Raw genomic sequence first — 22,426 nt, forward strand, 5'->3', positions numbered from 1 at the left:
CATGTCCCCATTTCGCAAGACCGCCGTGGCCAGCGCTGGACTGGCCGCCGCCCTGATCCTGCTGGCCGGCTGCTCGGCCCTGCCGCAGCCCCCCGCCCAGCCCGCGCGCTATGACTTCGGCCTGGCGCCGCTGTCCGCGCCCGCGCAGTCCGCCACATCCGCCCCCCCGCAGGCACGCACGCCGCTGGCGCTGGCCGATGTGGAGGCACCCGCCCTGTCTGACGGCAGCACAGCCATGTTCTACCGCCTGGCCTATGCCAACGGCCAGGAACTGCGCCCCTACCAGCTGGCGCGCTGGAGCCAGCCTCCTGCACTGCTGCTGCAACAGCGCCTGCGCAGCCAACTGGGCCTGCAGCGCCCCGTGCTGGCCAGCAGCGAAAGCGTGGCCCAGCCGCGCCTGCAGGGCGCCGTGCCCACGCTGCTGCGCGTGGACATCGAAGAGTTCAGCCAGGTCTTTGACGCGCCCGGCTCCAGTGCCGGCGTCGTGCGCCTGCGCGCCACCCTGGTCGAGCAAAGCGGTGCCGTGGACCGCCTGCTGGGCCAAAAACTCTTCGAGGTGCGCAGTCCTGCAGCTTCGGGCGATGCCGCAGGCGGCGCGAAGGCGCTGGCGACGGCGGCCGATGCCGCCATTGCGCAGATCGATGCGTGGCTGGGGCAGCAGGGGCACTGAGCGGTAGCTTTGGCCGCCAGCCCGCCGTTTTTCCTTTCTTCCCCTCTCAACAACAGCCGATTGGTGCACTGCACTGTTCGGCTGTTTCTTCGTGGAGTGGACTCAGGTTCGAGCCGCTTTGGCGAGGCCACGTCAGGGCGATTGCAGCGCTTGTGAGCCTGACCGCGCTCCTTCAAGCAAAAAGCCCAGCAGAGCTGGGCTTTGGCAGGGCGAAGGCCTTACGCCTGAATCAGGAGGATTTGACCCTCAACTCCCTTGTGTAGGCCACCTTGCTGGAGCTGCTACGCGTGCGGAGCAGGCCGGTGTTCACCGCCTTGCGGGCAGCCATCAGTGCACGCGACATGCTGGCCTGTTTCAGGCTGAGCACTTCGGTGTTGATGTCAGTGCGTTCTTTGGTAAGCATGGCAGGCTCCTGTTGAATGAATCTTAGCGACGATGCTTTGCGATGGGGCCTTAAGCATCTTTGCTCGGCGATGCTTCATCGAACGGCCCACTCTCCGGCTGTCATTGCACTTGCTCAACCGCCACGACGCAGGCGCGGACATACGGGGAAAAGGCCGGGTATTCGGGGCAGGGGCGGGCCGCGCCTGACCCAGCGCTTCCCGCGCGTCCGTCAGGGGCTGTAGTCCCGATCCCACCGTCTCGGCTGCCCCTGGGACGACCGTCAACACTAGGTCCAGACTACGGCGCGCAGCCCCCAGGTTTTTTACAGTGGAACCGTCGCTGATGCAGATCGCGGCTTTGAAAAAACAAGGCCTGATTGCACAGCGCTACTTCAACATCACTGAAAGGACCAAGCCATGAATGAAGACCGAATCAAGGGCAACTGGAAGCAATTCACCGGCAAGATCCGTGAGCAATGGGGCAAGCTCACCGATGACGATCTGGATGTGATCGCCGGCAAGCGCGAGCAATTCCTGGGCAAGCTGCAGGAGCGCCAGGGCCTGGCCCGCGACGCTGCCGAAAAGCAGCTGACCGACTGGCAAAAGCGCAACCCCGACTTCCGCTTCGAAGACTGACGAGGGTGGACTGCGGATGGGCTGGACGCCCTGGCCGGCGCCGCCATCCGCTCCTCGACAGCCAGCGTGCCTGAGGGCACGCACCAATGGCCCGCCGCCGCAGGCACCAAGGGCCGGTTCAGTACAAATACAAGGAGTTCCATCATGCAAACACCGCAACGCTTTCGCCACATGCTGTCCGCCGTCGCCCTGGGCCTGATGGCCTCCGGCGCCATGGCCATGACCAATGCGGAGCACACGGCCGCCAAGAACCAGATCGAGGCCGATTACAAGGCTGCCAAGGAACAGTGCAAGCCGCTCAAGGACAACGCCAAGGACGTCTGCGAGAAGCAGGCCAAGGGCCAGGAAAATGTGGCCAAGGCCGAACTGGAATCGCGCCGCAATCCTTCGCCCAAGAACAGCGAAAAGGCACTCAAGGCCAAGGCTGATGCGGACTACGACATCGCCAAGGAAAAGTGCGATGACCTCAAGGGCGACGCCAAGGATGTCTGCGTGAAGGATGCCAAGGCCGCCCACGTGCACGCCGTGGAAGCCGCCAAGGTGAACAAGGCCCAGGCCGAGCCCGCTTCCAACTCCGCAGCCAAGGCTGCCAACGTGGCAGAAACCCGCAAGGACGCTGCCGAGGAAACCCGCGAAGCCGACTACAAGGCTGCCAAGGCCCGTTGCGACACCATGAGCGGCGCTGCCAAGGACACCTGCGTGGCTGATGCCAAGCGGAAGTTTGGACAGTAAGCTCCCCCTGAGCGGCTGACGCCGCTTCCCCCTCTCGACTCGCTACGCGAGGGAGGGGGACGACGCCCTCGCCGCGAGGCGGCTCTTGCTTGGCGTCCCTGATGTTGGGCCGCGCCAGTTTTATCCGCCTTGACCAAGCCCCGCTCGCGGGGCTTTGCTGTTTTCGGGTTGGCTGATGTGGGTCAAACGGGTTGGGCGGTGCTGTTCCTAAGCTGCAGGCTTTCACGATGAAGGCAGGAGAAGCATATGGCCGTGCTGGAATGGAGCGGAGCGCTGGCATTGGAGTTGCCGGCCATGGACGAGGTGCATCAGGAGTTCGTCCTGCTGCTGGCCGAGGTGGAGGCGGCCGATGATGCGCAGCTGTGCGCGCGCTGGGATGAGCTGATCGCGCATACGCAGGTGCATTTCGACCAGGAAGACCGCTGGATGCAGTCCACGCGCTTCACCAGCACCAACTGCCACAGCCTGCAGCACAAGGTGGTGCTGCAGGTGATGCGCGAGGGGGCGGCCAAGGCGGCGGCCGGTGATCTGGCCGTGATCCGCAGCATGGCGGGCGAGCTGGCGGCCTGGTTCGTGCACCATGCGCAGACCATGGATGCGGCGCTGGCCCTGCATCTGCGCAGTGCGGGCTTCGATCCCGCCACGGGCTCCCTGGCGCACCCTGAGGCCTTGCCCGAGCAGCCCATCACGGGCTGCGGCGGTGCCTGCGACGGCAGCGCCGACCGCGCGCGGGCCGTGCCGGCCTGATCCGGCCTGAACCGATCTGAACCGGCAGTAAGGCCACCAGTCAGCCAGCCCGCTCAGGGCACGATCGCGGGCGATGCCAGGATGGGGAAGATCTTCACCAGCCCGCCCGCCATCACCTCCACGGCCAGGGCCGCGAGGATCAGGCCCATGAGCCGCGTCATCACGTTGATGCCGGTCTTGCCCAGCACGCGGGCGATCGGGTCCGCCAGCGAAAAACAGACCATCACCACCAGCGCCACCACCACGCCATAGCCCACCAGGGCCAGGTGCTGCCAGATGGTGCGTGCCTGGTCGGCGTAGATCACCACGGTGGACATGGAGGCCGGCCCCGTCAGCAGCGGAATCGTCAGCGGCACCACGGCAATGCTGTTGCCCATGGCGGCCTTTTCCGCGCCAGCGACCAGCGTGGGCGCGTTGGGCCGTTCCTCGGCCGGGCGGGCGTTGAGCATGTTCATCGCGCTGATCAGCAGCAGCAGGCCACCGCCCACCTGAAAGCTCTGCAGCGAGATGTTGAAGAAGTCCAGCACCTGCAGCCCGATGATGGCGCAGGCCGCGATCACGCAGAACGAGGCCAACGCCGCCGTGCGAATGGTCTGCTGGCGCTGCTGGGCGCTGAATCCCTCGGTGTAGTGGATGAAGAAGGGGACGATGGCCAGCGGGTTGATGATGGCCACCAGCGTGATCAGCGGTTTGAGGTCCATCGCATTCCCTGTAGGTTGCCGCCGCCCACCTGTGCCCGGCGCTTGCCGGTACGCACGACTTTTCGTTCCATCGAATGTCTCCTGTGAAAGAATTGCCGCACGGGCCGGCCCGCCGCCATTACAGCATTGCGGGGCGCGTCCGCCCACCGGGAAATCACAACAGGTTCTCAGACAGAAAGGAACGCGGACATGGGCAGTTTTGTGCAGTTGACTTCGTTGGATGGCACGGCTTCGCCGGCCTGGGTGGCGCGGCCCGATGTGCCCGCGCGCGGCGCCGTCGTGGTGCTGCAGGAGATCTTCGGCGTCAACGCCCATATCCGCGCCGTGGCCGACCGCCTGGCTGCCCGCGGCTATGTGGCCGTGGCGCCGTCGCTGTTCACGCGTGTCGAGGCCGGTGTGGACCTGGGCTACGGCGACGCCGACCGTGCCAAGGGCATGGCGCTGAAATCCGCCGCCGAGGCGCTGCCCCAGCCCGGCGTGCTGCCCGAGATCGAGGCCGCCATCGCCCATGCCGCCACGCTGGTGCCCGGCGGCAAGGTGGGCATCGTGGGCTTTTGCTGGGGCGGCCTGTGGGCCTGGCGCGCTGCCTGCAACCTGCCCAGCCTGTCGGCTGCGGCCTGCTACTACGGCGGCGGCATGACCACGCCGCTGGAGATGGGCCGCGAGCCGCTGTGCCCCGTGATTGCCCACTTCGGCCGGCGCGATACGCACATTCCCGTGGACGCCGTGCAGGCCTTCGCCCAGGCGCAAAAGCATGTGCAGGTGCACCTGTACGACGCCGACCACGGCTTCAACTGCGACCAGCGCAGCGCCTACGACGAGGCCAGCGCCCTGCAGGCGCGCGACCGCACGCTGGCCTTCTTCGACCAGCACCTTGCCTGATCTGCCGTGCCGGGCGTGGCCCGGCATGGAAAATCCAGGCATCGGGATTTCCGGGAGTGCTGCTTGAAACCCGGTGCCTGATGCAATAGGCTTTCCAGAAGTCTCAACAGGAAAGGATGTCCATGCGACCGTCCGTGGTGCTCGACATGAATCGCAGCGCAGTGCGTGAAATGGCCAGCCGTTTCCGCACTGCGAACCCGCGCGTCTTCGGCTCCGTGCTGCATGGCACCGACCGGGACGGCAGCGACCTCGACCTGCTGGTCGATGCATTGCCGGGCGCGACGTTGTTCGACCTGGGCGGCCTGCAGGTCGAGCTGGAATCGCTGCTCGGCCTTCGCGTTGATCTGCTGACGCCCGGCGACCTGCCTTTGAAGTTCCGGGCCCAGGTGCTTGCGGAGGCGCAGCCGATATGAACGGGCATCGCCTTCCCGATTACCTCGATCACATACAGCAGGCCGCAACGGATGCCTGTAGCTTCGTGGAGGGCTTGGCCAAGGAGGATTTCCTGGAGGACAAGCGCACCCAGCAGGCCGTCATCATGAGCCTCATCATCATCGGCGAGGCTGTCACGAAGGTCATGGATGGCTATGCCGAGTTCGCCCAGACACACGGGCAAGTGCCATGGCGCAACATGCGCGGTATGCGCAACCGCATCGCCCATGGCTATTTCGACATCAACCTCGATCTGGTGTGGGACACCGTACAGACGGCCTTGCCTGAATTGCTCAGGCAATGGCCATCCATTCGCCGGGATGCGGACGGCGCCAGGCCGGGTTGACCGGTGCTGCGCGAGTGTCCGCAACTGGCCTGATCAACCCCCGGGGTCCGGATCACATGCCGGCCCCGGCGTCGCCTTGCGCGCCTGCACGGTCTGCAACGTGCCCCGCAGCGCACGCTGCTGCGCGGTCAGGAAGCTCATCAGCCCGCCCAGGTCACTCAGTTGTTGGTCTGGGCCGGCCATGCAGCACAGGTCGATCACCAGGCCCATCTGGTGCATGCAGTCCTTGATGCGATAGACCTCGTATTCGGAAATGGGGTAGTACAGGCCGGTCTCTTCCCTCGGCACTTGCGGGGAAGAGAAGAAAGGCGGGGAGGCGTGTGCTCCGCTGAGTGCATCGAGGTCAGACATGGCGGCTCCTTTGGCATGAACTGGCACCCCCTTGCGGAGGTCCCGCACAGCCCCGCCAAAAACGGAACCGTGCCCGGCGCAGCACCGGGAAGATGAAAAAGCCGCTGCCTCATCAAAAGGCGTGCGGCTGCTGCGCCTACGTTGTTCCGGGCCGCCAAGCCCGTATCCCCGAAGGGATCGTGAAATGGTACTCCAAATGCGCGCCGCAGGCCGGGTTGCAATGTGGTCAACGCTATGCTGAGCTTGCCGCCGCCAACGGGTGGCAGGGCTGTGCAGGTTGGCGGGCCGGGCAAAGGAGCCGGCACCCCCTTGCGGAGGTCCTGCACAGCCCCGCCGAAACGGAACCATGCGCGGCCTTGGGGTCAGCCCTGCGGCTGCTGCGCGTGCAGCCCCATGTGGTACAGCCCCCAGGGCGCCTGCGCAAAGCGTTCCTTCAGGGGCTTGCCTGCCAGCTCCGCAATGCGGTCGGCGTCGTACATGGCCCATTGCGGGCCCAGGCCGCCCAGGCCCAGGCGCCGGCCGTCCATGTGCGTGGCCAGCAGCATGCGCCATTGCAGGGCCTGGGCCAGCGGCAGCTGGGCGCGGTAGCCGTCGATGGCCTGCAGGGTGATCCACTGGCCCTTGGCCGCTGCGGCGGCGCTGTCCACTCCGGCCGCCTGCAGCACGGTGGCCAGCAGCGGGCCGCGCAGCCGGTGGGGCTGGCCGTCGTATTCGATATGGGGCGTGATCTCCACCGTGGGCAGGCGCTCCAGCGCACCGGCCCCTGTGGTCCAGGCCGAGTCGAAGGCCAGGCCATGGTTTTTCAGCAGCAGGTCGGCCACCGGGTCCAGCGGCCCCCGGTTGCCGCGCACGCCGGGGCCGCTGATGGTGAGCACGGCGGCTTCGGTGCTTTTCCCGGGGGCGGCGGGGGCGGCCAGGGCGCTTTCGCACAGGGCCAGGCCGGTGGCTGCGCTGGCGGCCAGCAGGCTGCGGCGTGAAAGCGGGCTCCGGCTTGCGGATGCGGTCATGAGGAACTCCTGGGGGTGCGTGGCGATCTGCCAGCGCCGATTTTCCGTGAAGTGCCCATCCTGCGCGACAACGCCGCGCCCGCTGCGGTCAGCAGGCCCAGCAGCGCAAGCCCCCCGGCGCCCAGCGCTGGAATGGGCGCCGCAGCGACTGCCGTGACGGTCACGGTGTTGCTGTCCGAGCCGGAGGTATTGCCATCACCGGGCACATAGCGCGCCCGCACCGTGGCCGTGCCCGGTGGCAGCCGGGGCACGCTGCAGCTGGCCTGCCCGCCGGTCACCGGAACGCTGGCGCACAGCACCTGCGTTCCGTTCAAGAAATCCACGGTGCCGCTGGCGCCGGCAGGCAGCGTGACCTGGGCGCTGAAAGTCACGCTCTGGCCATGGCCTGGCGCAGTGGGGGAGGCCGACAGGTGGGCGCTGGTGGCTGCCGGGCCAATCACCACGGTCACGGCTGCGGGTTCGGTGGTGGCGCCGTTGGCATCGGTGGCAGTCAGCGTGAAGCTGTAGCTGCCTGCCGCCTGCGTGGCTGGGGCCGAGAGGGTGCCGGCGGCCTGGCTGAAGCCTGCGGGCAAACTGCCCACGCTGTAGCTGAACGGCCCCACGCCGCCGCCGGGCACGGGCGCCAGCGGCTGGCTGTAGGCCGTGCCGTAGGTGCCGGAGGGCAGGCTTGCCGTGACGCTGAAGGCCGTGAAGCTGGCCTGTACGCTCCTGGCTGCATCGATGGTGACGCTGCAGGTGGACGTGCTGCCGCTGCAGGCATCACCCCAGGTGGCAAAGGCATGGCCAGCGTCGGGCGTGGCGGCCAGGGTCACCAGGGTGGGCGCGCCTTCGAAGTAGCCATAGCCGGCCTGGCACAGGCCGCCTGGGCGGCCGCAGTCCTGTACGGCACCCGTGGCCGCAGGCGGGGAGGCCTGCGCCGATACGCCGCCCGCGCCGCTGGCCAGCACGGTCAATGCCGTCTGGAAGACGTTCGCCTCCACGGCGCCGATGTCGCACCGCGCACCCTGGGGCCTGACCACGCCGCGCTGGTCCGTGCCGGGTGCGGCCGTGCAGGCCACCCCGTCCAGTGCCGGGCTGCCGGTGCCGTTCAACATGGTCTGGGTAGGGCCGCCGTGGCTGGCCAGGGGGCCGAGCTGCGGGTTGCCCGTGGTGAAGGCCAGGGCGCTGATGTCGGCATTGTTCAGGGCCTGCGCCAGGCCCAGCAGATTGTTGCTGCCGCTGGCATCGCTGGTGCCGCCATTGCGCAGGTCCAGCACCACGTCCCTGCCAGCGGGCTGTTTGGTGGCCGGCTCGAACACGCTGCCCTGGGCAATGCTGGCCTGCATCTCCAGCGAGGCTCCGCTGCGGGTGCAACTGATGTTGCCACCCGCACTGCAGGCGGCCTGGGAATCGCCCAGGCTGTAGATGGCGCCGCCTTGCGCGGCCGGGTTGTCGTCGCCATTGGCCTGCACGGTATTGCCGGCCAGGGTGGAGAAACGGATGGTGAGCACGCCGTTGTAGTTGAAAACGGCGCCACCCAGGCCGGCGCCGCCGCCGCTGCTGTTGCCCAGCCCACCGTGTGCACCGTTGCCAGCGAGGGTGACCTGGTTCAGCGTCAAGGTGCCTGCGTTGTTGAAAATGGCCCCTCCCATGCCGCCTGCGCCACCGCCAGCGTCGAAGGCGCCGCCGCCACCGTTGCCGGCGCCGAAGCCGCCACCGCTGCCACGACGGCCACCACCACCGCCAAATCCGCCACCGCCGGAGCCGCCGCCGCCGCCACCGAAGCCGCCGTTCTTGCCGCTGGCGCTGCCACTGCCACCGCCCAGGCCGCCATCGTCCGGGCCGCCAGCGTTCGGCCGTCCCCCCGGGGACAAAGTCCCATCCTCGCCCACGCCGGCACCTGCAAAAGAGTTCAAGGAAAGCCTGCCTCCTTGCCCCCCTTGTGCGTGATTGCGCGTGAGCGTGCTGCGTTCGATGGTGAGTTGGCCCCGATTGAAGATGGCACCGCCCGCACCCAGCGCGCCGCCGCCAAAGCGGCTGGAGCCGCCTGTGGCCTGCCCCCCGGCCAGGGTCAGGCCGCGCAGGACCAGTCCACCCTGCGCATCGATGTCGAACAGCCGGAAACCGGGTGCGGTCCCGAGGCGCTGCACGCTCACGCCCTGGGGCGTCAGGCCATTCGCGGTGGCGTCGACGGTGATGCGCTTGCCGCTGATGAAGAAGGCGCTGGGGCCGAACTGCGAGACGTAGCCGGGCCAGCTGGCCAGCGGCAGGCAGGTGGCGCCGGCGGCCTGCCCGGTGTCCAGGCAGTTGGTAAAGCGGGTCAGCGAGATGGTCTGCCCATCCAGGGCCGCGCCGAAGACGATGGTGTCGCCATCGGCGGCATGGTTGATGGCGTCGCGCAGGGTGTCGCAGTTGCGGTCGCCTGCGGCAGGCGAGCATTGCGCACGAGACAGCGGCTCGGTGTCTGCAATCTCGCCGGCGGTGGTGACGGTGAGTGTGGCGGCCTGGGCCGCGGCGCCGGCAAGGGCCAGTGCCAACCCGCCCGCCAGGCCCGGCAATGTCCGGCCCCAGGGGCTAGGCGTGGGTATGGGTGGTACGTCGGCTGCAGCAGACGGGTGGATGATGGACATGGCGGACCCCCTCGGTAGGCACAGCATCTCGGTGATGTGCTGAAGAGGGCAAATCTATGGGGTGTCCGGCTTTCTGTATGTCCCCCGTTCGGGCTACATGGCCGATGAGAGGGGCGGGGCCGCCATGCCGCCCATGTCACCTATCCGGGCGACATGACAGCGGTCTTGTTCCATGTGAACATGCGGCCCTCTCCACGCACTCCACCTCCATGGACACGCACACAGACCCTTCCTCTGCCGCCGCGACGGGTGGCGCCACAGTCATCCGCGTGGCCGTGGTGGAGGACGATGCCGCCTGCCGCCACGCCCTGGTGGGCGTGATCAATGCTGCGAAGGACATGGTCCTGTGCTGGGCGGCAGCCAGCCGCGCGGAGGCCCTGCACCAGCTCGGCCGGGCCGATGGGGCCGGTGCCATGGACGTGATGCTGGTGGACCTGGGCCTGCCCGACGGCAGCGGCCTGGAGGTGATTGCTGCCGTGCGCACCCGCCACCCCGGGGCGGCGGTGATGGTCAGCACCATCTTTGGCGACGAGCAGCATGTGCTGGCCGCCATCGAGGCCGGCGCCATGGGCTATCTGCTCAAGGACCTGGCCGCCGACGCGGTGCTGGAGGAAGTGCGCAGCCTGCACGCGGGCGGCAGCCCCATCAATCCCATGGTGGCGCGCAAGCTGCTGCTGCGCCAGCAGCGGGCCGGGGCGGTGGCCGGGCTGGAACGGCCTGTGGAGCCGCAGGCCGCCGCGCAGGCGCTGTCTGCGCGCGAGCTGGAGGTGCTGCGCCTGGTGGCGCGCGGCCATACGCTGGACGAGGTGGCGCGCCAGCTGGGCGTGTCGCGCCATACGGTGCGCACCTTCGTGCGGCGCATCTACGGCAAGCTGCAGGTGTCCAGCCGCACGCAGATGATGCATGTGGCGTTGCAGCGCGGCTGGCTGGCCGAGGGGCGGCAATGAGCACCGCCAGGGTGGGCAGATGACGCAGCCGCTGCTGCAGGGGAGGGTCTTGCTGGTTTCGGCGGGGCTGGTGGCGCTGGCGATGCTGCTGGCGGGGGCGTTCGGGCTGCGTGGCCCCGCCGCAGGCGAAGCGGTGCAACTGCGCCAGGCGCAGCTGTGGCGGTCGGACAGCCCGCACTGGGCGCCGCCTGCGGCGCTTGCGTCGGCCGACGACGCGGTGCTGGATGCATCGACGCCGTGGAGCGATGTGGACCTGCCCTATGGGGGCGACAGGGCCGTGTCGGGCAGCGACGACCTGGCCGCGGCGCCGCCAGAGGTGCGCTGGTTCCGCGCCGTGGTGCCGCCTGAAGCCCTGGCGCCCACGCCCCAGGGCGCGCGCCTGTATATCCCGCGCTGGCAGACGGTGGGTACGGTGGCGGTGTATGTGGACGGGGCGCTGGCCTGGCAGACGCGCGGCAGCCGGGTGTGGAACAGTTTCAACCGGCCGGTGTGGCTGGACCTGGGCGGGCTGGCGCAGCCGGGCAGGCCGCTGCAGGTGCATGTGCGCATGGCCAGCCAGCAGGGCGTGGGCGGGGCGCTGTCCAGCCTGTGGGCGGGGCCGGCCGAGTCGCTGCGCCTGTCCTGGCGGCTGCGCAGCCTGCTCCAGGCCGATCTGGTGGTTTACACGGCGGGCTCCTACCTGGTGCTGGGCCTGTTCGCGCTGGCGCTGTGGACGCTGCAGCGGCGGCGCGGGGATGTGGTGTTCCTGCTGTTCTTCCTGATGTCGCTGTGCCAGTTGCTGGGCTCGCTGCAGTTCATGGTGGACGGCGAGGGGCTGGCCCTGTCGGACGGCTGGTTCTCCTGGCTGACGCTGGCCGGCCTCATGGGCGCCACGGTGGCGGCCTTCCATTTCCTGTGCCTGATGCAGCGCAGGCGCCGGCCCTGGCTGGCCCGGGTGCTGCAGGGCTATGTGGGCACGGTGCTGCTGGTGGCGGTGCCGCTGTGGGGGCCGGCGCACGAGACCATCCTGCCGCTGCTGCGGCTGCTGATGGTGCCGCCGGAGATCCTGGTGCTGTGCATGGCCGTGGCGGGCGCCTGGCGCATGCGCGATGGCGGCAGCACCATGCTGGCGGTGTGGATGCTGCTGTCGTTTCCCATCGGCTTCCATGACCTGGCGCTGCAGAGCTACCTGATCAGCATAGAGAGCATCTACCTCACGCCCTATGTGTACCTGGGGCTGTTCACGCTGTTCCTGCTGGTGGCCTACCGGCGCTACAACGGCGCGCTGGCCGTGGCAGAGAACGCCAACCTGCATCTGGCGGAACGGCTCAAGGCCCAGGAGGCGGAGCTGGCCCAGGCCCATGAGCGCCTGCTGGCCGTGGAGCGCGAGCAGACGCTGATGCAGGAGCGCCAGCGCCTGATGCGCGAGATGCACGACGGCGTGGGCTCCTCGCTGATGAGCGCGCTGCGCGTGGTGGAGTTCAACCAGGCCGGCACGGTGGACCTGGTGCAGTTGCTGCAGGAGTGCATCGATGACCTGAAGCTGTCCATCGACTCGCTGGAGCCGCTGGACTGCGACCTGCTGGCGCTGCTGGCCGGGCTGCGCTACCGGCTGGGGCCGCGCCTGGAGGGGGCAGGGCTGCGGCTGCACTGGGAGGTGAGCGACCTGCCCGCGCTGCCCTGGCTGGACGCGCAGGCCGCCCTGCATGTGCTGCGCATCCTGCAGGAGGTGCTGACCAACATCATCAAGCACAGCGGCGCGCGCGAGATCACGGTGCGCACGGCCCAGGCCCCGCTGCAAGGCCGGGCCGGCGTGCAGGTTCTGGTGGAGGACGACGGCCACCCCTTCGACCGCGCCCAGGCACCCACCGAGGGCCGCAAGGGACTGGCGAACATGCGCACGCGCGCGCTGGCGCTGCAGGCGCGGCTGGACTGGGCGCCGCTGGCCGGCGGCAATCGCTTCACGCTGTGGATGCCGCTGGAGCGGGCAGGGCCCTAGTCCTGCGCCGTGCGCGCCATGTAGCGCTTGCGCCAGAAGAACACGGTCAGGCCCACGGCAATCGTCGTCATCGAGCCCATGGCCCACCAGAAGCCGTCCTGCTTGTGCACCAGGGGGATGAATTCGAAATTCATGCCGAAGATGCCGGCAATCAGGTTCAGCGGCAGGAAGACGGCTGTCAGCGCGGTGAGCGTGCGCATGATGTCGTTGGTGCGGTTGCTCTGCACCGAAAAATGCATCTGCACCACGGTCTCGGTGCTTTGCTCCAGCCGCCGCACGTGGTGGACCACGCGCTCTATGTGTTCCAGCACGTCGCGGCTGCGCACCTTGAGCAGGTCCAGCTCGCGCAGCGCCGCCGCATCTTCAGGGGGCGCCCAGGTCTCCAGCGCGTCCGTCCAGTCCTGCACGGCGGCGCGCTGGTCTTCGCAGACCTCGTCCAGCTCGTGCAGGGCCAGGCGTGCGTCCAGCAGGGCGCTCCAGTTGGCAAAGCGCGTGCGCGGGCGCAGCAGCTCGGTCTGCCAGTGGTCCAGCTGGCGCGACAGTTCGCGGCGCAGGTCCAGGAAGCCGTCCACGATGAGGTTGACCACGCGCAGCATGAGGTCGGGCGGGCTGGCAGGCAGCCGCGTGCCGGAGGTGGGGTTCAGCCGTCCCTCGCGCGGGTCATTGGGCACGGCGGCCAGCAGCCGCGCGGCATAGGCGTCGCGCACGGTGCAGTCGTCGGGGTGCACGGACAGCAGCACCTGATCGAACATGGCAAAGCCCACGGGGCTGGTGTCGATGTTGCGCAGCACGGGCGGACCTGTGCGGCGCACGGGAGGTGAGGGGGGCGCCGCCTGCGCCGCAGGCGAAGAGGCCGTGCCGGCCTGCGGGGCAGCACGTGCCTGCCCGCTGGCCAGGCGGCGAAACACCAGCAGGTCGTACTGCGAGGTGTAGTCGTAGCGCGAGGGCAGCTGGGCGTTGAGCAGGTCCGAGACATGCAGGTCCACCAGCTGCTGGCCCGACAGCAGCTGCAGCGTGCGCTGCACCTCGGCCAGCCGCTCCTGCAAGGTGGCGCGGGTGCAGGAGATCCAGACGAATCCCTGCGCGGGCGCCTGGTCGGGCAGGGCGGCCAGCTCGGTGGCGCCGCCCGGCTGCAGGTGGAAGATGCGCATGTTCCTGGCGGCGGGAGCGGCTCCCGCGGGCGGCATCACCGGCTGCATGCGCTCAGCCGCGCAGCTTGCGCGCGGCGTCGATGGCGAAGTAGGTCAGGATGCCGTCGGCACCCGCGCGCTTGAAGGCCAGCAGCGATTCCATCATCACCTGGTCATGGTCCAGCCAGCCGTTGGCGGCGGCGGCCTTGAGCATGGCGTACTCGCCGCTGACCTGGTAGGCGAAGGTGGGCACGCCGAACTCGTCCTTGACGCGGCGCACCACGTCCAGGTACGGCATGCCGGGCTTGACCATGACCATGTCGGCGCCTTCGGCCAGGTCCTGGGCAACTTCGCGCAGGGCCTCGTCGGTGTTGGCGGGGTCCATCTGGTAGACGTTCTTGTCGGCCTTGCCCAGCGCGCCGCGCGTGCCCACGGCATCGCGGAACGGGCCGTAGAAGGCGCTGGCGTACTTGGCGCTGTAGGCCATGATGCGTGTGTGGATGTGGCCGTGGGCCTCCAGCGCCTCGCGGATGGCGCCGATGCGGCCGTCCATCATGTCGCTGGGCGCCACCATGTCCACGCCGGCCTCAGCATGGTTCAGGGCCTGGCCCACCAGGACCTGCACGGTCTCGTCATTGATGATGTAGCCGGACTCATCCAGGATGCCGTCCTGGCCGTGGCTGGTGTAGGGGTCCAGGGCCACGTCGGTCATCACGCCCAGTTGCGGGAACTCCTTCTTGAGCGCACGCACCACGCGCGGGATCAGGCCATCAGGGTTGAGCGCCTCCTTGCCGTCGGGCGTCTTCAGCGAGGTCTCGATGGCGGGGAACAGCGCCAGGAACGGGATCTCCAGCTGCACGCACTGCTCGGCCACGGGCAGCAGCAGGTCCAGGCTCAGGCGGTCCACGCCGGGCATGGAGGGCACGGCCTCGCGCTGGTTCGTGCCTTCGTGCACGAACACGGGGTAGATGAAGTCATGGGCCGTGAGCACGTTCTCGCGCACCAGATTGCGCGTGAAGGCGTCGCGGCGCAGGCGGCGAGGGCGGTTGTGCGGGAAGGGGGTGGGGCTGGACAGATGCATGCCGAAAATTGTGCCCCATTCCCGCCGCAGGCCCCGCAACCCTGGCGACGACGCCGGCACGCGGGACTCGGCTTTTGCGCCTGCGCAGCCTGGCGCACCCCTGTACGCACGTACACTGCCCGCATGCTGTGGGTCAAAGCCTTTCATATCGTTTTCGTGGCAAGCTGGTTCGCGGGCCTGTTCTATCTGCCTCGCATCTTCGTCAACGTGGCCATGGTCACGCCCGGCTCGGTGGCCGAGCGCGAGCGCCTGCTGCTGATGGCACGCAAGCTGCTGCGCTTCACCACGCTGCTGGCCGTGCCCGCACTGGGCCTGGGCCTGTGGCTGTACCTGGGCTACGGCATCGGCAAGGGGCCGGGCAACGGCTGGATGCATGCCAAGCTGGCCGGCGTGCTGCTGGTCATCGGCTACCACCACGCCTGCGCGCGCCTGCTGCGCAAGCTGATCGACAACCGGGACCAGCACAGCCACCGCTGGTTCCGCTTCTTCAACGAGGTGCCGGTGCTGCTGCTGGTGGCCATCGTCATCCTGGTGGTCGTCAAACCTTTCTGAGAAACCGATCCAACGAAGAGGGAGGCAGGGCGTGGTGCAAAAGACTTCGGCCTGGCCGCTGGCACTGGTCTATGCGGTGCTCATCGTTTTCGCCAGCCTGTTTCCTTTCGATGGCTGGCGTGCCCAGGGCATTGACCCGCTGGTCTTCCTGACGGCAAAGATCCCGCCGCCGTACTGGACCTGGTTCGACATCAACATCAATATCGTCGGCTACGCGCCGCTGGGCTTTTTCCTGGCGCTGGCCCTGGTGCGCAGCGGCAGCCCGCGCGCGGCCGTGCCGCTGGCGGCGCTGGCCGGCACGCTGCTGTCGCTGTCCATGGAGTTCCTGCAGATCTACCTGCCGCGGCGCGTTCCCTCCAACCTGGATCTGGTGCTCAATGCGGGCGGCACCCTGCTGGGGGCGCTGGTGGCGCTGCTGCTGGAGCGGCTGGGCGCGCTGGCGCGCTGGAGCGCCTTTCGCACCCACTGGCTGGGCGAGGACGGCGGCGGCGCCATGGTTCTGCTGGCACTGTGGCCCTGGGCGCTGCTCTTTCCCGCCGCCGTGCCCTTTGGCTTGGGCCAGGTGCTGGAGCGGCTGGAGCAGGGGCTGCTGGATCTGCTTGAAGGCACGCCCTTCCTCATGTGGCTGCCGCTGCGCGAGTCCGCGCTGACGCCGCTGTCGCCCGTGACCGAGATGCTGTGCGTGATGCTGGGCCTGTGGGTGCCCTGTCTGCTGGCCTACTGCGTGATGCGCCACATGGGCCGGCGCGCCATGCTGGCGGGCTCTGCGGTGGTGATCGGCATCGGTGTCTCGGCACTGTCGGCCGCGCTGAGCTGGGGGCCGGCCCATGCCTGGGAGTGGGTGGACCTGCCGGTGCGCATGGGCGTGTGGGGTGGCCTGGGCCTGGCCATGGTGGCCATGCCGCTGCCGCGCCGGGCCTGTGCGGCCCTCTTGCTGCTGGTGCTGGTGCTGCAATTGAGCATCCTGAACCAGGCGCCCACCAGCGCCTATTTCTCGGAAACGCTGCAGGCCTGGGAGCAGGGCCGCTTCATCCGCTTCTACGGACTGGGCCAGTGGCTGGGCTGGCTGTGGCCTTATGCGACCCTGGTCTATGTGCTGCTCAGGCTGGCGCGCCGCGATGCGGCACCGCCGCCGCCCCCGGCGCCTGCAGTGCCGCAGGCCTAGAATCCGCTCCATGAGCGAACACCCACGTCCCGGGGCCGACAGCGGCCAGCAAGGCGCAGGCAACTACTATGCGCGCCACATCTTCTTTTGCCTCAACGAGAGGCCCAACGGCGAGGACTGCTGTGCGCTGCACGGCGCCAAGGCGGGCTTTGACCACTGCAAGAAGCAGGTCAAGCAGCTGGGCCTGGCCGGCAAGGGCCAGGTGCGCGTGAACAAGGCCGGTTGCCTGGACCGCTGCGCGGGCGGTCCCGTGGCCGTGGTCTACCCCGAAGGCACCTGGTACACCTTCGTGGACGAGTCCGACATCGACGAGATCGTCGAGTCCCACCTCAAGAACGGCCAGCCCGTGGAGCGCCTGCTGCTGCCGCCCGACGTGGGCCGCTGAGCACCGGCTGGAACTTTGGGCCTTTCCGGGCATCAGTGCTTTGTCAGCTTGGATTGGCTGCTACTACTAGGATAGCGATTGTGAATGCGCAGACCGAACGTTTGACCTTGACCGGCCTTGCCGGGGCCGTGGAGGCCCTGCGCGATGCGCCGGCCGCCGATGCACCGCCGCGCGGCGTGGCCATCATCGCCCACCCCCATCCGCTGTTCGGCGGCACCATGGACAACAAGGTGGTGCAGACCCTGGCGCGTGCCTTCGTGCAGTGCGGCTACACGGCCGTGCGATTCAACTTCCGCGGCGTGGGCGCCAGTGCCGGCGAGCACGACGCAGGCGTCGGCGAGGCCCAGGACATGCTGTCCGTGGTCCGCCAGGTCGCCCCCGAAGGACCGATCTCGCTGGCCGGCTTCTCATTCGGAGCCTTCGTCACCAGCCATGTGCTGGCGGGGCTCTGGAACGACGGCCGGGTGGAAAAGGCGGTGCTGGTGGGAACGGCGGCCAGCCGTTTCACCGTGGCGCCTGTCCCGCCCGAAGCCCATGACCGGACCCTGGTGGTGCACGGCGAAGCCGATGACACGGTGCCTCTGTCTGCCGTCATGGACTGGGCGCGCCCGCAGATACTGCCTGTTACCGTCGTGCCCGGGGGCGGTCATTTCTTTCACGGACAATTGCCGCTGCTCAAAAGCCTCGTGGTCCGCCATTTGCGCTCACTCCCCTAGCGGCCCGCGCCGCTGCTCAACAGGCCTGCCCCATCGGGCGGGCATGTTTTCGCCTTTCCTGCATTCCCTGCCCTTTAGCGAGAGTTTTCCTCATGAAGCCACTTTCCTCCACGCTGCGAGTCCTGGCACTGGCGGCCGCCATGGCGCCGGCCCTGGCGCTGGCGCAGATCACCCCGCCCCAGCCGCCCGAAATCGCGGCGCGCAACTATCTGCTGGTCGATGTCACCGCCAACCAGGTGCTGGGCGCCAAGGACATCGATGCGCCCATCGAGCAGGCCTCGCTGACCAAGCTGATGACCGGCTACCTGGTCTTCGACGCGCTGCGCGCCAAGAAGATCACGCTGGAGCAGCGCCTGCCCGTGAGCGAGCGCGCCTGGAAGATGCCCGGCTCGCGCATGTTCATCGACCCCAAGATGCAGGTGCCGGTCGATGACCTGGTCAAGGGCATGATCGTGCAGTCCGGCAACGACGCCACCATGGCCCTGGCCGAAGGCGTGGGCGGCTCGGCCGAGAACTTCGTGCGGCTCATGAACGAGCAGGCCAAGGCGCTGGGCATGAAGAACACCAGCTACAAGAACCCCGAAGGCCTGACCGAGCCCGGCCACCTGACCACGGCGCGCGACCTGTCCATCCTCGCCCAGCGCCTGATGCAGGACTTCCCCGAGTACATGCACTACTACTCGACCAAGAAGTACTTCTATCCTGGTACGCCGGCCTCCAACGGCACCAACCGCAACTCGCTGCTGTTCCGCGACCCGACCGTCGATGGCCTCAAGACCGGCCACACGGCCGCCGCCGGCTACTGCCTGGTGGCCACCGCCAAGCGCGACCTGCCCAACGTGGGCAGCCGCCGCCTGATCTCCATCGTGCTGGGCGCGGCCAGCGAGAACGCGCGTGCCAATGAAAGCCAGAAGCTGCTGAACTGGGGCTATGCGGCCTTCGATTCGGTCAAGCTGTTCGATGCCGAGCAGGCCGTGGCCACGCCCGAAGTCTGGAAGGGCAAGGCGAACACCGTCAAGATCGGCCGCACCACGCCCATCGTGGTCACCGTGCCGGCCGGCAGCGGCGGCAAGCTGAGCACCGAAGTCGTGCGCCAGGACCCGCTGATCGCCCCGTTCACCAAGGGCCAGGCCATGGGCACGCTCAAGGTGAAGATGGGTGCCGATACCGTGGCCGAAGTGCCGCTGGTGGCGCTGGAAGGCGTGGAGCAGGCAGGCTTCTTCGGCCGGGCCTGGGATGCGATCCGCCTCTGGATCAAGTAAGCCCCGCGCCTGTCGCGCAGGCCCTCGCGTACTGGCTTGGAGAGGGTGCAGTTGTGCGATCTCCCGCAAGCTGGTACAGTCGAGGGCTTTTCGGAATTTCCGAAGGGATTCACGTTTTCGCTTTTCGCAAGCAATTCACGTTTAGGGACGTTTATTAATGCCAACCATTAACCAACTCGTGCGTCAGGGCCGCACGGTCGAAGTTGTCAAATCCAAGAGCCCTGCTATGGAAAACTGCCCTCAGCGCCGCGGCGTGTGCACCCGTGTGTACACCACGACGCCTAAGAAGCCTAACTCCGCTCTGCGTAAGGTTGCCAAGGTGCGCCTGACCAACGGCTTCGAGGTCATCTCCTACATCGGTGGTGAAGGCCACAACCTGCAAGAGCACAGCGTTGTTCTGGTGCGCGGCGGCCGTGTGAAGGACTTGCCCGGTGTGCGTTACCACATCGTGCGTGGCTCCCTTGACCTGCAAGGCGTCAAGGACCGCAAGCAATCCCGTTCCAAGTACGGCGCGAAGAAGCCCAAGGCCAAGTAAGCCCTGCGTTTTTTCGAGGAAGGTGCTGTATCCCGCGTGGCGCGAGATTCAGCGTAGTGACCCCAAACGCAAGTGTTTTGCGCGGGTCGAGTAAGTGGGAGTCCTGTTGACTCTCGCGGTGTCTGAAAAGATGCCAACTGAAGCAAGATAGAGGTAAAAAATGCCACGTCGTCGCGAAGTCCCCAAACGTGAAATCCTGCCGGATCCCAAGTTCGGCAATGTCGAGCTGTCCAAGTTCATGAACGTGATCATGGAAGGCGGCAAGAAGGCGGTCGCAGAACGCATCATCTACGGTGCCCTGGACCTGATTCAAAAGAAGCACCCTGACAAAGACCCGCTGGAAGCCTTCGTTGTTGCCATCAACAACGTCAAGCCCATGGTCGAAGTGAAGTCCCGCCGTGTTGGCGGTGCCAACTACCAAGTGCCCGTCGAAGTGCGCCCCGTGCGTCGCCTGGCCCTGTCCATGCGTTGGCTGAAGGAAGCCGCCCGCAAGCGCGGCGAGAAGTCCATGGCCCAGCGCCTGGCCAACGAACTGCTCGAGGCCACCGAAGGCCGTGGCGGCGCCATGAAGCGCCGTGACGAAGTTCACCGCATGGCCGAAGCCAACAAGGCATTCAGCCACTTCCGCTTCTAAGAGCGCTTCGCTCCCGATCAGACAGGCCGCATGCATTTTTGCCTGCGGCCTTGTCTCGATTAGGAGCATCCCCAGATAAGACTGCTGTCCGTCTGCACCATGAGGCTGGAACGGGCAGAGACTCCCTCCATACGATCAAGGATCCATCATGGCTCGCAAGACCCCCATCGAGCGCTACCGCAACATCGGTATCTCCGCCCACATTGACGCAGGCAAAACCACCACCACGGAACGTATCCTGTTCTATACCGGTGTGACCCACAAGCTGGGCGAAGTGCACGACGGCGCTGCTACGACCGACTGGATGGAGCAAGAGCAAGAGCGCGGCATCACCATCACTTCCGCTGCAGTGACCTGCTTCTGGAAGGGCATGGACCTGTCCTACCCCGAACACCGTTTCAACATCATCGACACCCCCGGCCACGTGGACTTCACCATTGAGGTGGAGCGTTCCATGCGCGTGCTGGACGGCGCCTGCATGGTGTACTGCGCCGTGGGCGGCGTGCAGCCCCAGTCGGAAACCGTGTGGCGCCAAGCCAACAAGTACAAGGTGCCCCGTCTGGCCTTCGTGAACAAGATGGACCGTACCGGCGCCAACTTCTTCAAGGTCGTTGACCAGATGAAGCTGCGCCTGAAGGCCAACCCCGTGCCCGTCGTGATCCCGATCGGCGCCGAAGACAACTTCAAGGGCGTGGTCGACCTCGTCAAGATGAAGGCCATCATCTGGGACGAAGCCTCGCAAGGCATGAAGTTCGAATACCACGAGATCCCCGCCGAGCTGGTGGAGACCGCCAACAAGTGGCGTGAGAACCTCGTGGAAGCCGCCGCTGAAGCCAGCGAAGAGCTGATGAACAAGTACCTGGAAGAAGGTACTCTGTCCGAAGAAGACGTGAAGGCCGGCCTGCGCGCTCGTACGCTGGCTACCGAAATCCAGCCCATGCTGTGCGGTACCGCTTTCAAGAACAAGGGTGTGCAGCGCATGCTGGACGCCGTGATCGACTACCTGCCGGCGCCTGTGGACATCCCTGACGTCACCGGTACCGATCCCGAAAACGAAGAAACCAAGCTCAGCCGCAAGGCCGACGACGGTGAAAAGTTTGCGGCACTGGCCTTCAAGCTGATGACCGACCCGTTCGTCGGTCAGCTGACCTTCGTGCGCGTGTACTCGGGCGTCCTGACCAAGGGCGACACCGTGTTCAACTCGGTCAAGGGCAAGAAGGAACGCATCGGCCGTATCGTGCAGATGATGGCCAACGAGCGCGTGGAAGTCGAAGAAATCCGCGCCGGCGACATCGCTGCCTGCGTGGGCCTGAAGGACGTGACGACCGGCGAAACGCTGTGCTCCGTGGACGCTCCCATCGTGCTGGAACGCATGGTCTTCCCCGAGCCCGTGATTGCACAGGCCGTGGAGCCCAAGTCCAAGGCCGACCAGGAAAAGATGGGCATTGCCCTGTCGCGCCTGGCTGCAGAAGATCCGTCGTTCCGCGTGCGTACCGACGAAGAATCGGGTCAGACCATCATCGCCGGCATGGGCGAGCTGCACCTGGAAATCATCGTTGACCGCATGAAGCGCGAATTCAACGTGGAAGCCAACGTGGGCAAGCCCCAGGTTGCCTACCGCGAAACCATTCGTCAGAAGGTCGTGGACGTGGACGGCAAGTTCGTTCGCCAGTCCGGTGGTAAGGGTCAGTACGGCCACGTGGTGTTCACGGTCGAACCCCAGGAACCCGGCAAGGGCTTCGAGTTCGTCGACGCCATCAAGGGCGGTGTGGTTCCTCGCGAATACATCCCCGCAGTCGAGAAGGGCGTGATCGAAGCGCTGACTTCCGGCGTGCTGGCTGGCTACCCTGTCGTGGACGTGAAGGTCACGCTGACCTTCGGTTCGTACCACGATGTGGACTCGAACGAAATGGCGTTCAAGATGGCCGCCATCTTCGGTTTCAAGGAAGCTGCCCGCAAGGCCAGCCCCGTCATCCTGGAACCCATGATGGCTGTGGAAGTCGAGACGCCTGAAGACTACGCCGGTACCGTGATGGGCGATCTGTCCTCGCGTCGCGGCATGGTGCAGGGCATGGACGACATGGCCGGCGGCGGCAAGTCCATCAAGGCTGAAGTGCCTCTGTCGGAAATGTTCGGCTACGCCACGTCGCTGCGCTCGCAGACGCAAGGCCGCGCTACGTACACGATGGAGTTCAAGCACTACTCTGAAGCTCCCCGTAACGTGGCCGAAGCCATCGTTGCTGCTCGCTCGAAGTAAGCTTTTTTGTATAATTGAAGGCTTTTGAATCGCAGCACCCAGGCATTTTGGCGCCGGGGTGCTGCGGTTTTTGCCGGTCTGCGATCCCATGCCGCCCTGTCACCTGTGCGGGGCGACCAAGCAATGGGGTGCAGACCTTAAACATCACACAGGTTTTGCTCTTTCGGAGAAATCATGGCAAAAGAAAAATTCCAGCGGAACAAGCCGCACGTCAACGTTGGCACCATCGGTCACGTGGACCACGGCAAGACGACCCTGACGGCTGCTATCGCTACCGTTCTGTCCAAG

At 67.0% G+C, this 22,426-nt stretch carries 25 protein-coding genes; 18 read left to right on the forward strand and 7 right to left on the reverse strand.

What is annotated here, in order from left to right; translation table 11 throughout:
* Position 1 precedes the first annotated feature (1 nt).
* Complete coding sequence (locus DA1_RS19365) at positions 2 to 670, forward strand: ABC-type transport auxiliary lipoprotein family protein (RefSeq protein WP_034397877.1); 669 nt, start codon at positions 2 to 4, stop codon at positions 668 to 670.
* 229 nt (positions 671 to 899) lie between these two features.
* On the opposite strand, the gene DA1_RS30560 is transcribed toward DA1_RS19365, so the two are convergent.
* Positions 900 to 1,073 carry a hypothetical protein gene (locus DA1_RS30560; protein WP_155294337.1) on the reverse strand — a complete coding sequence of 58 codons (174 nt, stop codon included), beginning with the start codon at positions 1,071 to 1,073 and terminating at the stop codon, positions 900 to 902.
* A 397-nt stretch (positions 1,074 to 1,470) separates the two neighbouring features.
* On the opposite strand from DA1_RS30560, the gene DA1_RS19370 reads away from it, so the two are divergent.
* The 3 genes from DA1_RS19370 to DA1_RS19380 all read left to right on the forward strand — a co-directional run bounded on the left by DA1_RS19370 (position 1,471) and on the right by DA1_RS19380 (position 3,168).
* Positions 1,471 to 1,689: a CsbD family protein gene (locus DA1_RS19370; RefSeq protein ID WP_012202308.1), complete on the forward strand. Its 219-nt coding sequence runs from the start codon at positions 1,471 to 1,473 to the stop codon at positions 1,687 to 1,689.
* Between the two features lie 144 nt (positions 1,690 to 1,833).
* The gene (locus DA1_RS19375; RefSeq protein WP_013800231.1) at positions 1,834 to 2,421 is read left to right on the forward strand and encodes a hypothetical protein; all 588 of its coding nucleotides are present in this window, start codon (positions 1,834 to 1,836) and stop codon (positions 2,419 to 2,421) included.
* A 246-nt stretch (positions 2,422 to 2,667) separates the two neighbouring features.
* Positions 2,668 to 3,168 (forward strand): hemerythrin domain-containing protein, encoded by a 501-nt coding sequence (locus tag DA1_RS19380; RefSeq protein ID WP_034365659.1) that lies wholly within the window; start codon positions 2,668 to 2,670, stop codon positions 3,166 to 3,168.
* A gap of 53 nt (positions 3,169 to 3,221) precedes the next feature.
* Here the strand turns inward: DA1_RS19380 and DA1_RS19385 are convergent, their stop codons facing one another.
* Entirely contained in the window at positions 3,222 to 3,869 is a 648-nt protein-coding gene (locus DA1_RS19385; RefSeq protein ID WP_012202311.1) for a MarC family protein, read from the reverse strand.
* A gap of 189 nt (positions 3,870 to 4,058) precedes the next feature.
* On the opposite strand from DA1_RS19385, the gene DA1_RS19390 reads away from it, so the two are divergent.
* From DA1_RS19390 to DA1_RS19400, 3 genes are all read left to right on the forward strand, one after another.
* A complete protein-coding gene (locus DA1_RS19390; protein ID WP_013800233.1) occupies positions 4,059 to 4,751 on the forward strand; it encodes a dienelactone hydrolase family protein in 693 nt (230 codons plus the stop codon).
* 122 nt (positions 4,752 to 4,873) lie between these two features.
* Positions 4,874 to 5,164 (forward strand): nucleotidyltransferase family protein, encoded by a 291-nt coding sequence (locus DA1_RS19395; RefSeq protein ID WP_034399096.1) that lies wholly within the window; start codon positions 4,874 to 4,876, stop codon positions 5,162 to 5,164.
* Positions 5,161 to 5,529 (forward strand): HepT-like ribonuclease domain-containing protein, encoded by a 369-nt coding sequence (locus DA1_RS19400; protein ID WP_034397878.1) that lies wholly within the window; start codon positions 5,161 to 5,163, stop codon positions 5,527 to 5,529. Before DA1_RS19395 ends, DA1_RS19400 begins: the two co-directional genes overlap by 4 nt.
* A gap of 33 nt (positions 5,530 to 5,562) precedes the next feature.
* On the opposite strand, the gene DA1_RS19405 is transcribed toward DA1_RS19400, so the two are convergent.
* The 3 genes from DA1_RS19405 to DA1_RS19415 form a co-directional block, all read right to left on the reverse strand.
* The gene (locus DA1_RS19405; protein ID WP_034397879.1) at positions 5,563 to 5,880 is read right to left on the reverse strand and encodes a hypothetical protein; all 318 of its coding nucleotides are present in this window, start codon (positions 5,878 to 5,880) and stop codon (positions 5,563 to 5,565) included.
* A 362-nt stretch (positions 5,881 to 6,242) separates the two neighbouring features.
* Complete coding sequence (locus DA1_RS19410) at positions 6,243 to 6,887, reverse strand: molybdopterin-dependent oxidoreductase (RefSeq protein ID WP_016453577.1); 645 nt, start codon at positions 6,885 to 6,887, stop codon at positions 6,243 to 6,245.
* Positions 6,884 to 9,496, reverse strand: a complete 2,613-nt coding sequence (locus DA1_RS19415) for a choice-of-anchor Q domain-containing protein (protein ID WP_034397880.1) — start codon at positions 9,494 to 9,496, stop codon at positions 6,884 to 6,886. Before DA1_RS19415 ends, DA1_RS19410 begins: the two co-directional genes overlap by 4 nt.
* Positions 9,497 to 9,705: 209 nt before the next feature.
* Between DA1_RS19415 and DA1_RS19420 the strand changes: the two genes are divergently transcribed.
* Both DA1_RS19420 and DA1_RS19425 read left to right on the forward strand, forming a co-directional pair.
* A complete protein-coding gene (locus tag DA1_RS19420) occupies positions 9,706 to 10,443 on the forward strand; it encodes a response regulator (RefSeq protein WP_034397881.1) in 738 nt (245 codons plus the stop codon).
* A 19-nt stretch (positions 10,444 to 10,462) separates the two neighbouring features.
* A complete protein-coding gene (locus tag DA1_RS19425; protein ID WP_034397883.1) occupies positions 10,463 to 12,421 on the forward strand; it encodes a sensor histidine kinase in 1,959 nt (652 codons plus the stop codon).
* On the opposite strand, the gene DA1_RS19430 is transcribed toward DA1_RS19425, so the two are convergent.
* Together DA1_RS19430 and hemB are read right to left on the reverse strand one after the other, a co-directional pair.
* Positions 12,418 to 13,620 carry a magnesium transporter CorA family protein gene (locus tag DA1_RS19430; protein ID WP_034397884.1) on the reverse strand — a complete coding sequence of 401 codons (1,203 nt, stop codon included), beginning with the start codon at positions 13,618 to 13,620 and terminating at the stop codon, positions 12,418 to 12,420. The genes DA1_RS19425 and DA1_RS19430 overlap by 4 nt on opposite strands.
* A 4-nt stretch (positions 13,621 to 13,624) precedes the next feature.
* Positions 13,625 to 14,632, reverse strand: coding sequence for a porphobilinogen synthase (gene hemB / locus DA1_RS19435; protein WP_013800242.1), 1,008 nt, complete (start codon positions 14,630 to 14,632; stop codon positions 13,625 to 13,627).
* A 123-nt stretch (positions 14,633 to 14,755) separates the two neighbouring features.
* Between hemB and DA1_RS19440 the strand changes: the two genes are divergently transcribed.
* From DA1_RS19440 to DA1_RS29860, 9 genes are all read left to right on the forward strand, one after another.
* Complete coding sequence (locus DA1_RS19440) at positions 14,756 to 15,184, forward strand: CopD family protein (protein ID WP_013800243.1); 429 nt, start codon at positions 14,756 to 14,758, stop codon at positions 15,182 to 15,184.
* Positions 15,185 to 15,215: 31 nt separating this feature from the next.
* Complete coding sequence (locus DA1_RS19445; protein WP_013800244.1) at positions 15,216 to 16,349, forward strand: VanZ family protein; 1,134 nt, start codon at positions 15,216 to 15,218, stop codon at positions 16,347 to 16,349.
* A 10-nt stretch (positions 16,350 to 16,359) separates the two neighbouring features.
* Complete coding sequence (locus DA1_RS19450) at positions 16,360 to 16,734, forward strand: (2Fe-2S) ferredoxin domain-containing protein (RefSeq protein WP_012202322.1); 375 nt, start codon at positions 16,360 to 16,362, stop codon at positions 16,732 to 16,734.
* A gap of 80 nt (positions 16,735 to 16,814) precedes the next feature.
* The gene (locus DA1_RS19455) at positions 16,815 to 17,450 is read left to right on the forward strand and encodes an alpha/beta hydrolase (RefSeq protein WP_034397885.1); all 636 of its coding nucleotides are present in this window, start codon (positions 16,815 to 16,817) and stop codon (positions 17,448 to 17,450) included.
* A gap of 92 nt (positions 17,451 to 17,542) precedes the next feature.
* A complete protein-coding gene (locus DA1_RS19460; RefSeq protein ID WP_013800247.1) occupies positions 17,543 to 18,712 on the forward strand; it encodes a D-alanyl-D-alanine carboxypeptidase family protein in 1,170 nt (389 codons plus the stop codon).
* A 157-nt stretch (positions 18,713 to 18,869) separates the two neighbouring features.
* On the forward strand, positions 18,870 to 19,247 hold the full coding sequence (gene rpsL / locus DA1_RS19465; protein WP_012202325.1) for a 30S ribosomal protein S12: 378 nt from the start codon (positions 18,870 to 18,872) through the stop codon (positions 19,245 to 19,247).
* A gap of 160 nt (positions 19,248 to 19,407) precedes the next feature.
* The gene (rpsG, locus tag DA1_RS19470) at positions 19,408 to 19,881 is read left to right on the forward strand and encodes a 30S ribosomal protein S7 (protein ID WP_012202326.1); all 474 of its coding nucleotides are present in this window, start codon (positions 19,408 to 19,410) and stop codon (positions 19,879 to 19,881) included.
* Between the two features lie 148 nt (positions 19,882 to 20,029).
* Entirely contained in the window at positions 20,030 to 22,138 is a 2,109-nt protein-coding gene (gene fusA, locus DA1_RS19475) for an elongation factor G (protein WP_013800248.1), read from the forward strand.
* Positions 22,139 to 22,312: 174 nt separating this feature from the next.
* Positions 22,313 to 22,426 (forward strand): GTP-binding protein (locus DA1_RS29860; RefSeq protein ID WP_218017180.1); only part of this gene is annotated, 114 nt, incomplete at its 3' end.

Source organism: Delftia acidovorans NBRC 14950, assembly GCF_001598795.1.
GTDB classification, from domain to species: domain Bacteria; phylum Pseudomonadota; class Gammaproteobacteria; order Burkholderiales; family Burkholderiaceae_C; genus Comamonas; species Comamonas acidovorans.

What these genes read in the sequence shown, in the direction of transcription:
- DA1_RS19410 (WP_016453577.1), bottom strand. Translation starts at nt 6,887, where the DNA reads ATGACCGCATCCGCAAGCCGGAGCCCGCTTTCACGCCGCAGCCTGCTG.
- DA1_RS19405 (WP_034397879.1), bottom strand. Translation starts at nt 5,880, where the DNA reads ATGTCTGACCTCGATGCACTCAGCGGAGCACACGCCTCCCCGCCTTTC.
- DA1_RS30560 (WP_155294337.1), bottom strand. Translation starts at nt 1,073, where the DNA reads ATGCTTACCAAAGAACGCACTGACATCAACACCGAAGTGCTCAGCCTG.
- DA1_RS19400 (WP_034397878.1), top strand. Translation starts at nt 5,161, where the DNA reads ATGAACGGGCATCGCCTTCCCGATTACCTCGATCACATACAGCAGGCC.
- DA1_RS19375 (WP_013800231.1), top strand. Translation starts at nt 1,834, where the DNA reads ATGCAAACACCGCAACGCTTTCGCCACATGCTGTCCGCCGTCGCCCTG.
- rpsL (WP_012202325.1), top strand. Translation starts at nt 18,870, where the DNA reads ATGCCAACCATTAACCAACTCGTGCGTCAGGGCCGCACGGTCGAAGTT.
- DA1_RS19395 (WP_034399096.1), top strand. Translation starts at nt 4,874, where the DNA reads ATGCGACCGTCCGTGGTGCTCGACATGAATCGCAGCGCAGTGCGTGAA.
- fusA (WP_013800248.1), top strand. Translation starts at nt 20,030, where the DNA reads ATGGCTCGCAAGACCCCCATCGAGCGCTACCGCAACATCGGTATCTCC.
- DA1_RS19365 (WP_034397877.1), top strand. Translation starts at nt 2, where the DNA reads ATGTCCCCATTTCGCAAGACCGCCGTGGCCAGCGCTGGACTGGCCGCC.
- DA1_RS19460 (WP_013800247.1), top strand. Translation starts at nt 17,543, where the DNA reads ATGAAGCCACTTTCCTCCACGCTGCGAGTCCTGGCACTGGCGGCCGCC.
- DA1_RS19430 (WP_034397884.1), bottom strand. Translation starts at nt 13,620, where the DNA reads ATGCAGCCGGTGATGCCGCCCGCGGGAGCCGCTCCCGCCGCCAGGAAC.
- hemB (WP_013800242.1), bottom strand. Translation starts at nt 14,632, where the DNA reads ATGCATCTGTCCAGCCCCACCCCCTTCCCGCACAACCGCCCTCGCCGC.
- DA1_RS19370 (WP_012202308.1), top strand. Translation starts at nt 1,471, where the DNA reads ATGAATGAAGACCGAATCAAGGGCAACTGGAAGCAATTCACCGGCAAG.
- rpsG (WP_012202326.1), top strand. Translation starts at nt 19,408, where the DNA reads ATGCCACGTCGTCGCGAAGTCCCCAAACGTGAAATCCTGCCGGATCCC.
- DA1_RS19420 (WP_034397881.1), top strand. Translation starts at nt 9,706, where the DNA reads ATGGACACGCACACAGACCCTTCCTCTGCCGCCGCGACGGGTGGCGCC.
- DA1_RS19385 (WP_012202311.1), bottom strand. Translation starts at nt 3,869, where the DNA reads ATGGACCTCAAACCGCTGATCACGCTGGTGGCCATCATCAACCCGCTG.
- DA1_RS19425 (WP_034397883.1), top strand. Translation starts at nt 10,463, where the DNA reads ATGACGCAGCCGCTGCTGCAGGGGAGGGTCTTGCTGGTTTCGGCGGGG.
- DA1_RS19415 (WP_034397880.1), bottom strand. Translation starts at nt 9,496, where the DNA reads ATGTCCATCATCCACCCGTCTGCTGCAGCCGACGTACCACCCATACCC.
- DA1_RS19450 (WP_012202322.1), top strand. Translation starts at nt 16,360, where the DNA reads ATGAGCGAACACCCACGTCCCGGGGCCGACAGCGGCCAGCAAGGCGCA.
- DA1_RS19440 (WP_013800243.1), top strand. Translation starts at nt 14,756, where the DNA reads ATGCTGTGGGTCAAAGCCTTTCATATCGTTTTCGTGGCAAGCTGGTTC.
- DA1_RS19390 (WP_013800233.1), top strand. Translation starts at nt 4,059, where the DNA reads ATGGGCAGTTTTGTGCAGTTGACTTCGTTGGATGGCACGGCTTCGCCG.
- DA1_RS19380 (WP_034365659.1), top strand. Translation starts at nt 2,668, where the DNA reads ATGGCCGTGCTGGAATGGAGCGGAGCGCTGGCATTGGAGTTGCCGGCC.